This is a genomic window from Haliscomenobacter sp. (genome assembly GCF_033763495.1).
In the GTDB taxonomy this organism is placed as follows: Bacteria; Bacteroidota; Bacteroidia; order Chitinophagales; family Saprospiraceae; genus Haliscomenobacter.
In genome coordinates this window covers 1-9,051 of sequence record NZ_JANRKL010000014.1, presented here as the reverse complement: position 1 = coordinate 9,051, position 9,051 = coordinate 1, and the positions used below count along the sequence as shown (strand labels likewise).

11 protein-coding genes are annotated in these 9,051 nt (G+C 44.0%); 9 read left to right on the top strand and 2 right to left on the bottom strand.

Annotation, left to right across the window (positions count from 1 at the left end; all coding sequences use genetic code 11):
• Positions 1-134: 134 nt before the first annotated feature.
• Together SFV55_RS00975 and SFV55_RS00970 are read right to left on the bottom strand one after the other, a co-directional pair.
• Positions 135-728 carry an HD domain-containing protein gene (locus SFV55_RS00975; RefSeq protein ID WP_320027572.1) on the bottom strand — a complete coding sequence of 198 codons (594 nt, stop codon included), beginning with the start codon at positions 726-728 and terminating at the stop codon, positions 135-137.
• Between the two features lie 158 nt (positions 729-886).
• A complete protein-coding gene (locus SFV55_RS00970; RefSeq protein WP_320027571.1) occupies positions 887-1,369 on the bottom strand; it encodes a DUF4920 domain-containing protein in 483 nt (160 codons plus the stop codon).
• Between the two features lie 240 nt (positions 1,370-1,609).
• Here SFV55_RS00970 and SFV55_RS00965 point away from each other — a divergent pair, with 240 nt between their 5' ends.
• From SFV55_RS00965 to SFV55_RS00925, 9 genes are all read left to right on the top strand, one after another.
• Positions 1,610-3,277, top strand: a complete 1,668-nt coding sequence (locus tag SFV55_RS00965; protein ID WP_320027570.1) for a caspase family protein — start codon at positions 1,610-1,612, stop codon at positions 3,275-3,277.
• Between the two features lie 27 nt (positions 3,278-3,304).
• Positions 3,305-4,996, top strand: coding sequence for a caspase family protein (locus SFV55_RS00960; RefSeq protein ID WP_320027569.1), 1,692 nt, complete (start codon positions 3,305-3,307; stop codon positions 4,994-4,996).
• Between the two features lie 88 nt (positions 4,997-5,084).
• Positions 5,085-5,564 (top strand): 30S ribosomal protein S6, encoded by a 480-nt coding sequence (rpsF, locus tag SFV55_RS00955; RefSeq protein ID WP_320027568.1) that lies wholly within the window; start codon positions 5,085-5,087, stop codon positions 5,562-5,564.
• A 33-nt stretch (positions 5,565-5,597) separates the two neighbouring features.
• Positions 5,598-5,864 carry a 30S ribosomal protein S18 gene (gene rpsR, locus SFV55_RS00950; RefSeq protein ID WP_320027567.1) on the top strand — a complete coding sequence of 89 codons (267 nt, stop codon included), beginning with the start codon at positions 5,598-5,600 and terminating at the stop codon, positions 5,862-5,864.
• Between the two features lie 72 nt (positions 5,865-5,936).
• A complete protein-coding gene (gene rplI / locus SFV55_RS00945) occupies positions 5,937-6,383 on the top strand; it encodes a 50S ribosomal protein L9 (RefSeq protein ID WP_320027566.1) in 447 nt (148 codons plus the stop codon).
• A 353-nt stretch (positions 6,384-6,736) separates the two neighbouring features.
• The gene (locus SFV55_RS00940; protein ID WP_320027565.1) at positions 6,737-6,982 is read left to right on the top strand and encodes a hypothetical protein; all 246 of its coding nucleotides are present in this window, start codon (positions 6,737-6,739) and stop codon (positions 6,980-6,982) included.
• Positions 6,983-6,992: 10 nt separating this feature from the next.
• Complete coding sequence (locus SFV55_RS00935) at positions 6,993-7,991, top strand: type II toxin-antitoxin system antitoxin SocA domain-containing protein (protein WP_320027564.1); 999 nt, start codon at positions 6,993-6,995, stop codon at positions 7,989-7,991.
• Between the two features lie 167 nt (positions 7,992-8,158).
• Entirely contained in the window at positions 8,159-8,473 is a 315-nt protein-coding gene (locus SFV55_RS00930) for a DUF433 domain-containing protein (RefSeq protein WP_320027563.1), read from the top strand.
• Positions 8,460-8,789 carry a DUF5615 family PIN-like protein gene (locus SFV55_RS00925; RefSeq protein WP_320027562.1) on the top strand — a complete coding sequence of 110 codons (330 nt, stop codon included), beginning with the start codon at positions 8,460-8,462 and terminating at the stop codon, positions 8,787-8,789. Before SFV55_RS00930 ends, SFV55_RS00925 begins: the two co-directional genes overlap by 14 nt.
• Positions 8,790-9,051 lie beyond the last annotated feature (262 nt).

The window sequence follows — 9,051 nt, the reverse complement described above, 5'->3', positions numbered from 1 at the left end:
AAAAAAGGCAACCTCGGGCTGATAAAAGATTTTGCTATGTAGCAACTAGTGAGTGTAAGCCGAGGTTGCCTAGCGAATTGTAACCTTAACTGATGCTTATACGCATGAGGTGAATTATTCGCTGCCTGGAAAATTTATTTTTTTTCGTAGGAGGCAACCAAATTGCGCAACTGGTCCAAATAAAGTGCCTTTTTCTGGGCTCTGCGCTCGATGCTGGTGGGTGTAAAAAAAGTATGTTTTTCTAAAAAAGAAACCTGCAGGCGGTTCCAAGCCTCTTCATTTTGCAGGACGTTGTATGCTTTGAGCTCTTGGTAGAGTGTGGCACCGATGCTGTAAAAATCATCCCGTCCCAGGTAGTCCAAATCGGCATCACACAAAATGGCCTCCAGGTGGTTTTGGGGATTTTGAGGAATTTTGGTGGCCATGATCATTCCACAAATCTGTTCAATTTCTTCATCTGAATACCCAAACTTGGGCAATTCTTTTTGGGCAATCTGGCAGCCCAACAACTCATGGTCTTTGTTATTGATCGTAAACCCGGAATCGTGGAACAAGGCCGCAGTTTTGAGCAAAACTGCCTCGCGCGAGGTTACTGCTTCGATGTTGCAAAGTTCTTTCGTGATGTCAAAAACATCCAAAGTATGGTGCAAACCATGATAAGTCAAATCAGCGGAAAGTTCGCGTTTGAGTTTATCAATGATGAAATCTTTGGCGGCCCGATAATCCATTCCTACAATTGAAGTGATTGGCCTTTATGGACAGCCTGCTGTCCATAAAGGCTTTTGGTTACTCGACAAATATAAACAAGATAATTGAAATCCATAGACTTTATGAACAGAAGCTCAATTGGCCCGGGTGTAGTCCTTTTGAGCTACTTTCCCGGATTCTAATCCAAAAGAACAACACCAGAAGCCATAAACTTCAATTCTTCTTTGGGTTTGGTAATCAGGGCAATTTCAGCCGTTGATTTACCTGCGTCTTCAGCATAGTGACGCAATTCGTCTACAGAGGTAACTTCCCGGTAAGCGATTCCTTGCATAACTACCTTACGGCCAGAGATGTCTTTGGGCATAAAAAAGGCATAATCCTTAAATTTAACAAACATTTTAGGCTTGCCTGCCTCATCCGAGATGATGTTCATCCAGCAACCTTTCACCTGGCATACCCCTTCTACCTTACCTACTACTTTAACTTTCAGAGAGTCTTTGGAATTGAGTTCGGTCAGCAATTGATCATAAGAAACGGCGCCATTGGCCGAGATTTTTGCGCCGAAGTGTTTGCTGTCACTTTTGCTGCTCACACTATTTTTGGTGCTGTTGCACGCATAAAGGGTGGCTGCCACCAGAAGGAAAAGAAAGAATTTTTTCATTGCTATCATTTTTTTTGCAAAATTAAGATTACTTTAAAGAGGAAGTTTAAAAAATATGTTCATCGTATGCTATTGGCTTAAAATTTCTTTAAAGCTGCTGAGGCGAGCAATATGCATAAGCCATAACAGGTTAATAAAATTATTCAATCTTCGCAATAAAACGCTACAATCTGAGTGAAATTTCACACTTTGTTTTCTTTGAAAACCGCTTTGTTTGTAACAATTAACTCAGTTTCGGGTATGAAGATGTTGTGCTGCCTATGGTGCTTTTTATTGGCATCCCAGATGTTAAGTGCTCAAAATCCGGCTTTTAAATGCCTGAAAGGCGACTGTGAAAATGGACTTGGCAAATGTGTGCTCCCCAACGGAGCTGTCTACGAAGGCAGTTTCCGGCAAGGTAAAATGCAGGGCTTGGGTACCATGGAGTTTCCCAATCGCGATCGCTACAGCGGCGAATGGGTCAATCACATGCGCCAGGGCCGGGGCCGCTACAAATTCGCTACCGGAGATGAATACCTCGGCGAATTTCAGGCCAATGCCATGCAAGGCACCGGCACCATGAGCTACCTGGATGGCTCAAAATATGAGGGGCAATGGTACAATGGCCAACCCCAGGGCCGGGGCGTATTGCTACAAACCAACAAAGACCGTTATGAAGGGGACTTTCAATTGGGAAAATTTGGCGGCAAAGGAACCATGCTCTATGCCAATGGGGACAAATACCAGGGCGACTGGGCAGCTGGCAAACCTCATGGCACTGGAACCCTGATTAAATCCAACGGCAACAAAATGACTGGCATTTGGGATCAAGGTCGCTATCTGGGTGCGAGTAGACTTGAAATTTTACAAAATGAAGTGGCACTACCCGATGACTCGCTCCAGTACCGCAATTGTAATGTAGAATTTTGCGCTACCGGACTGGGCCAATTTGTGTACCGCAATGGCACCCGTTATGTGGGTTATTTTGCCAATGGCACCCCTGAAGGTTTGGGCAAAACCTTTTACAACAATGGGGATCGTTATGAAGGAGCTTGGAAACAAAATAACCCCCAGGGGCGGGGCATTATGTACTATCAGGACGGGCGTATCCTGACTGCTGTATGGGAAAAAGGCCTGCCCGTGCAAAAAATCTTCGAAGAAAAGGCAAAACCTACCGTACCCGTAAAACCTGCTTCAAATACTGCTTCGGACGTAAAAATCTGGGCTGTTGTAATCGGGGCCGCCCAATACAATCACCTAGTCTCCCTCAGGTTTACGGACGATGATGCCTATCTTGTTTATGCCTTTTTGCGCAGCCCTGAAGGTGGGGCCGTCCCGGAGAGTCAAATTCGACTACTAATCGACGAGGATGCTACCCGCAGCGGAATTCTTTCGGCAATGAATACACTTTATCAAAAAGCTGATGATAATGATGTGATTTTTTTCTATTTTTCCGGCCACGGTATTGAAGGCTCTTTTTTACCCATTGATTACGATGGGTACAACAATAGCCTTCAACATGAGGAGTTGAAAAACATCATTGATAAAAGCCGTGCAAAGCATAAAATCATAGTCGCTGACGCCTGCCATGCAGGTAGTATTGGCAATCCTCGGACTCCTATTCACATCGAACTAGAAAAATTTTATCGGTCCTTTGTCAGTTCAAAAGGCGGAACTGCATTGTTTATGTCTTCAAAAAGTGAAGAATACTCATTGGAAGACAATGGCTTGCGTTCGGGGGTATTCAGTCATTTTTTGATCAAGGGTTTAAAAGGCCCCGCTGATCAGGATCACAACAACTTGATTACCGTCAAAGAAGCCTTTGACTATGTACAACGCAACGTACGCACTTATACCGCCAATGTGCAGACCCCTCTGTTGTTGGGTACATTTGACCAGGCCATGCCTTTTGCATTAATTAGAGAATGAACTTGACCCTTATAAATTATTTCCACCATGAAGAAGCTCATTTTTTGCTTTTCAATCGCAGTAACCTTAAATCTTCAATTCGTACTCGCCCAATGCATCACCGGCAATTGTATTGATGGAAGTGGGGTCATGTATTACCCGAGCAGTAGCTCACGCTATGTGGGTGAATTTAAAGGGGGAAAAAGAGAAGGTTTTGGGTATTTGTATTTGCCCAACGATGGCAATTATACCGGATATTGGAAAAACAACCGTTATGAAGGTGAAGGCATTCGCCTGACTGGCGAGGGCAAGGTTGAGCAAGGCATCTGGAAAGAAGGCCAGCTGGTTAAACCGATGAACAACCTCAATCTCCCCTTGGATGGTGTTGCCTACAAGTTTAAACCGGGTTGTATCTCGGGCAATTGTTTTGAAGGCAATGGGATCAAATTGTACCCAGATGGTATGATCTATCTTGGAGATTTTAAAAATGGTATCCGCAATGGTTTTGGCAAAGTTTATAACCCCGATAAAACAATCTATGAAGGCCGTTGGGTTAGCGACAAAATGGATGGCTCCGGGGTATTCATTGATGAGAAGGGTTTAAAACGAACCGGGGTTTGGAAAGAAAACCTCTATGTCAGCAATGGCAATGCTTCAACTTCTGGTGCAGTGCCACCTGTTCCAGGATTAAAATCTCCTCAACGTCAAATTGGGTGCATCTCAGGGGATTGTGTCAATGGTTATGGCACCTATGTGTATGGTGATGGCAGTCGGTACATAGGTCCGTTTAAAGATAGTCTTTCTCATGGTCAAGGGGTAGCCATTTATCAGCAAAAGGATGGCACAAGCACTCGTTACGAGGGCATGTTTGACCGTGGCGGTGTGACCGGCCGAGGAACCTACACCTATGCTGACGGGCGCAAAAAAATGGGTTACTGGAAGGATGGAAAACTGATACAAACCCTGGAATCAGAAAATGCCAATCCAACCAGTCAACCACCAGTTGTGGCTGGAATCAAAATCTGGTCGGTCATCATTGGGGTGGCTTCCTACAAAGATATGCCCGTGTTGCGTTTTACCGACGATGATGCTTACCGCATCTATGCATTCCTGAAAAGCCCGGAAGGTGGTGCCGTAGCTGATGAACAAATCAAACTCCTGATCGACGAAGCTGCGACCCGCCAAAATATTCTTTCTGCAATGCGAGAAGTATTTTATAAAGCAGGCCCCAACGATTTTGTGCTCTTGTACTTTTCAGGGCATGGTTTACCAGGGGCCTTTTTGCCGATTGATTACAATGGCATAGACAACAAGATTTTCCATCAGGAAATCAACGATATGCTCAAAAAGAGCCCGGCCAAGTACAAGCTGTGTATCGCCGATGCCTGCCACTCGGGCAGTATGTTGGCCGCACGCTCGGTGCAATCCACTCAAAATACCATCGTTGGTTTTTACAATCAACTGGCACAGGCACAGGCAGGTACTGCTTTAATCATGTCATCCAAATCCGAAGAAACTTCGCTTGAAGCCAGTGGTTTGCGCCAAGGCGTATTCAGTCATTTCCTTATTCGGGGTTTGAAAGGCGAAGCAGATACCAATCGCGATAAAAAAGTAACCATCCAGGAATTGTTCGATTATGTGTACACCAGTGTACGGTCATTCACTGGAAATTTGCAGTCGCCGATCATTCGGGGGGATTACGATCATTCGATGATTGTATCGGCTGTCGAACGACCATGATGATTTTCAAATAATTATTTGGATATCCAAAACCCATTAATTACCTTTGCAGCCCAAATTTTTGGATAACCTAATATGTCTGAATCCGATGAGAAATTACGAAGTAACCTTCATCGTTGACCCCGTGCTGGCGTCTGAAGAAATCAAGGCGACGGCTCAGACATATGTCGATCTGCTCAAAAGCAAGGGCTGTGAGATCGTGCATATCAATGAGATGGGCTTGCGTCAATTGGCATTCGCCATTGGCAAGCGTCACTCCGGGGCTTATTATTGCGTTGAATTTAAGGCTGTTGATGGCACCTTTGTCAACGAAGTTGAACTGGCGTTCCGCCGCGACGAGCGCATCATTCGCTTCCTGACCGTATCACTGGATAAGTACGGCGTGAAGTACAATGAAGACAAGCGCAAAGGTCTGATTGGTACGGTGAAAAAGAAGAAGGTAGAGGAAAAACGTGACGAAAGAAATGAGCGTCCTGACCGTAGAGGCAACAACAATGGCCCACGGCGTCCACAGGCTGCTGCAGTAGACGCAGATGTTCCTGCAACTACTACCGAAGATCAAGAGTAATTCCATTACTAACCTTCCAAAAGACACAAACCAATGGCAAATAAGGACGATATCAAGTTCCTCAGCAATCCTAAGATTGGCCAGAAGCGCAAAAAATATTGCCGCTTCCGCAAATTCGGCATCAAGTACATCGATTACAAAGATGGCGACTTCTTGCTCCAATTCATCAACGAGCAAGGCAAAATCCTGCCACGCCGCATTACTGGCAACTCTTTGAAGTACCAACGCAAAGTGGCTACTGCCGTAAAACGTGCGCGTCACCTGGCTTTGCTGCCCTATGTAGCCGATTTGTTGAAATAATCCAATTCGGACTGCAACGATTTGATTTAGGGACACCAAGCGGTGTCCTACAACTCAAAATCATCATCAATCATGCAAGTTATTCTGCTTAAGGATATTGATAAACTAGGGGATCGTTTTGAAGTAGTTGGCGTAAAAAATGGTTACGGCCGCAACTACCTGATCCCACAAGGCCTGGCTCGTGTAGCCAACAAGGCCAACCTAGATGCTATCGACCGCATCAAGCGCCAAGAAGAGGAGGAAGAAGCTGCTCGCCGCGCTGAGTTCGAAGCCATTGCTGCTCAATTGGCTAGCCAAACCATTAAAATTGGTGCGAAGGCCGGGCAAAGTGGCAAAATTTTCGGTAGCGTTACCAACGTACAAATCATTGCTGCCATTAAAGACCAAATTGGTCTGGAAATTGAGCGCCGCAAGGTTTCTATCGCTGAAGAAATTAAAGAACTGGGCACCTATACCGCTCAGGTTCAGCTGTCTCGCGAAGTAGCGGGAACGGTTACTTTCGAAGTGGTAGCTGAATAAGGTTATGGGCACCCTCGTGGTGCTGGGAATAAAAAAATGCCGTCTCTCTTGGTTGGGAGATGGCATTTTTTGTTTGGTTTAGGTATCTAGAGAAAATACAAGAGGAACACTCAATAAATACTTTAATTACGTGAAAAAAATACATTTATATCCATTTTTCACTTTTTCGTTGATTTTAAAGTTGAAATACCTTATCTTTGGACAGTAAATCATCAGTTGAATGAAAACACGCTAAAATCCTCATGGAACACGGTGAAACAACTGCAGTTGATCATTTTTTAACTGAGTTTAAAGTGAAGCTGAAAATCTGGAATGTAATATTCTGGAGTGATCGGCAGAAAAATACTCAGACCATGGCTGAACTTGAAATCAGCGTAAATGATGCCATTGCCGTGTTAGAGGATTTATCCATAGAAGATTATTCTCAGGGCCCTCTACTCGATCAAATGTTGAATGGTGCAGACATGTGGGTGTTTGGCAAAGAGGTAAAAGGCCACGAGATATACATCAAAGTGACACTTGGCCGGGTAAGCAATCCTGTAATTTGTATTTCATTCCACTTTGCGGAGTACCCCATGAATTATCCGCTCAAATCATAAGACAATCACCATGCAAAGCCCAATCACTGGAAAAGAAATGAAACTTCACGTTTACGATAGCCAGTTGAAGGTTCGTAAAGAAGCTTTTGATGTCAAATACCACGTGTACAAATGTGAAGATACTGGAGAAGAATTTGAAACACCAGCATTGGTAGAAATCAACTTGCAGCAAGCGATGGATCAGTACCGCAGCAAGTACAACCTTCCATTTCCAGAGGAAATTCGGGGCATCAGAGAGCAGTATAGCATTTCGGCTGCAAAAATGTCCGAAGTGCTGCGATTTGGAATCAACCAGTACAAGCAGTATGAAAACGGAGAATTGCCTAGTGAGTCGAACGCAAGCCTGATTTTTCTAGCAGCCCATCCCAAAAGTTTTGGTCAATTGGTTGAACTGAGCAGTTTGAGTCGGGAAGAAAAAGATAAATTACAAAAAAAAGTAGATGCGCTATGCGAGCAAAATCCACATCAACAGGAGCATGAATGGACGACCCACTTGTTCATGGGGTCAAATCGGCCAGATGTGGAGCGAGGATTTAAAAAGCCTAGTCTTTTAAATTTCGCCGCAATGATTTCTTTTTTTGCGCTGCATTTGAGTCCCTTTAAAACTCAAATGAATAAACTTCTTTTTTACGCCGATTTTCACCATTTCCGCAAACATGGCCGGTCTATCAGTGGTGCGAAATATAGGGCGATTGAAATGGGCCCGGTTCCGAATAACTTTGATGCCCTCTTTCAATTTGCCGAAAACGAGCACTTTGTAACCCTGGATCACCATGAATTCCCCAATGGTGCCATTGGCACCAGGTTTTTTCCAAATCCAGCTGCCAAAATTGAGAATTATTTAACGGAACTGGAATTGGGAAGTTTGAAAGAGGTGCTGGAACGCTTCAGGAGCGTAAAAAGTCAGGACATCATTCAGCTCAGTCATGAAGAAAATGCGTGGGTCAATAACGCGGGAACTAGGTCGATCATTAGTTATTTGGATGCTTATTGTTTGAAGGGGATTTGAAGGTGGAAGGGGGTTTAAGGGGTTCGAAGGGAAAATAATTCTTCTCGAACCAAAGGGACAACTCAGGGTAACATAGCCCTAGTTTTAAATCAAAAATGGGGCTAAAGCAGCTCCGGCCTCCCTTTGTTTTTTTGCAAAAAAAACATAAATTGCCTAAAATTAAAAAGATGTCAACCGCAGCATTATCCATTGACAACAGAATAGTCACTGACCAGGGCATCCTGGGCGGACAACCTCATATTGCCGAACGGCGCATCCGGGTGAAAGACATCGTCCAATGGTACGACCTTTTAAAAATGGATGCTGATGAGATCTCTGCAGCTTACGATTTAGAGTTGGCCGATATTTTTGCTGCACTGGCCTATTATTACCACAACCGGGTGACGCTTCAGGAAACCTGGGCAAAGGAAGAGTTATTGGTTGAGGAGTTGCGTAGGGATATGCCTTCAAAAATTAAGCGGGTGGTGGATGGAGCGAATTAGTTTTTATCTGGACGAGCATGTTGCTAAAGCGGTGGCAAAAGGGCTGAGGCAACGGGGTATTGAAGTTTTCACTTGTTCAGAAATGAATACATTAGGCCTTAGTGATGCCGAACAACTGGCTTTAGCTACCAAAGAATCCTGGGTGATTGTGACTAGAGACAATGATTTTCTTCTACTTCACGCACAAAATGTTCCCCACAGCGGTATTGTTTTTGTTACCAGGCCATTGGGCATTGGTGAATTTATTAATGGATTATTGTTGATTTATGAGGTTTTGGAAAAGAAGGATATGGAGGGGCATGTTGAGTTTTTGTAGATGAGTAAATGTCTACATTCTCATACTGCCCTAGCAGTTTTAATTACGGAACTTTACCTATAATAAAAAAATCAAATAGCTTAATCTTTGAAAGTTGTGCAATAGTTGTTATGTTTGTATTAGAGCATGTTCGGAAATTTTATTTTGCCAGTGTTCATATTCGCCCCAGGATTCGGTAAATATTGGAGCAAATCGTCCAGCTAGCCGAACTTTCTATGGTTCGTTCATAATCTTTGACCAATCTGCGGCAAAAATTACTCCA